This window comes from Vibrio sp. Vb0667 (genome assembly GCF_033391095.1).
On record NZ_JAWPOL010000129.1, the window covers coordinates 1 to 1619 of the forward strand.

Here is a 1619-nt window from a genome sequence, read left to right on the forward strand (position 1 = left end):
GCGCTTTTCTGGCATTGGAATTTTCACTTTAGCCAGCATTTCTACCGCGTAGGATTCGCGCTCTTTTTTACCTAACTCAGGACGGTGTAATTCCAACACTTCGCACAGTTGGCGGCCAATGGTATGCACTGGATTCAACGCCGTCATTGGGTCTTGGAAAATGATCGAAATGCGGTCGCCGCGCATGGCGTACATTTCTTCCGCTGGTAGCGACACCAGATTGGTACCTCGGTAGTTAACTTCACCATTGACAATATTGCCGTAAGGCTTTGGCAACAGTCCCATGATGGACATTGAGGTCACGCTCTTACCACTGCCAGACTCACCAACGAGACCGAGCGTTCGTCCTGCACGAACATCAAAGTTCACGCCATGGAGTACTTTTACCGGGCCATCATCCGTGATGAATTCCACTTCGAGGTCTTTTACACTCAAAATTACATCGTTTTCCATAACACATCCTTACAGCTTATACGTGTCATCAACGACAACAACCGGTTCAAAGGTTTTACCCGACTTCATCGCTTTCTGGGTTTCTTTCTTCACGTCTTTGTCGATCCAATACGTGCCATCACCGATAATTCCGCCACTGAACAACGCTTCTGTCATTCGATTCATTGGTTTCTCTGGCAATTTCAACCAACGCCAGTGTCCATAACGAACGTAAGGTACCATGTAGCCAGTGACAATCACGTGCGCATCAATAATGTCTCGCTGAATCTCATGACCTAGTTGGATCTTCTTATCCATGTCCATGTTAAAGCGATACGCAATGATCTTTTCATCTAGCTCTGGCGTGCTGTAGTTAGTGAATGAGTTCGTTTGTGGTTTGTTGGCATTCACGGAATGGAAGTATTCCCAATAAGTTGGGATTTCCGAAGTCCCCATATCAAAGAAAGCAAGTTCGTGTTTTTTCTCACGCACATACTTGAACATCGATGAACCATCAATCAGCTTCAGCTCAATGTCCAACCCTGCCAATTTTGCCTGTTCACGCAAGAAAGCAATACGCGGTGTATGAACTGGAGATGAGTACGTCAATTCAAAGCTCAAACGCTGACCTTTATCATTCACGCGAATACCATCGGAACCAATCTTATCGAAGCCCGCAGCTTCAAACGCTGCCGCCGCTTTTTCTGGTTCAAACTTTGGCGCTTTCACATCTGGTAACGTGTATTTACCATGCCCAAAGCCCGTTGGGTTGGGTTTACGGCTGTAGTCTCCACGCATAACATTCTCGATCATGCCGTCGAAATCTGTCGCGTAAGTGATCCCTTTGCGAATGTTTAAGTCATCAAGTAGAGGCATGGCCGTGTTTATCCACACGCCACCAGCACCAACTGGATATTGGTTGTAACCCCAGAACTTCTCAATGTACCCCTTTTGATAAGGGGCAGTATTGGATTTGTCATGCCATAGACTTGGCAAAACCAATCCAAATGCGTCCAACTTACCTTTTTCGAAGTGCTTCATCGCAATATCACTATCGCGGATAACCGTGATACGAATTTTGTCGACGTTATAACGATTCTCGTAGTACTTATTGGTATAACCCCACCAGTCCTCACCTACGTGCTTAAAGGTAACGCTTTTACCTTTTTTGACGTCGGCTAAGTAAT

General features: G+C 45.8%; 2 protein-coding genes. Both read right to left on the bottom strand.

All coding sequences use genetic code 11. From position 1 onward, the window contains the following. On the bottom strand, window positions 1-453 hold a 453-nt coding region (locus R8269_RS23965; RefSeq protein ID WP_318075241.1), incomplete at its 3' end, for an ATP-binding cassette domain-containing protein. Between the two features lie 9 nt (window positions 454-462). Then, window positions 463-1619, bottom strand: a 1157-nt coding sequence (locus R8269_RS23970) for an ABC transporter substrate-binding protein (protein WP_318222749.1), incomplete at its 5' end; no start/stop codon positions are given.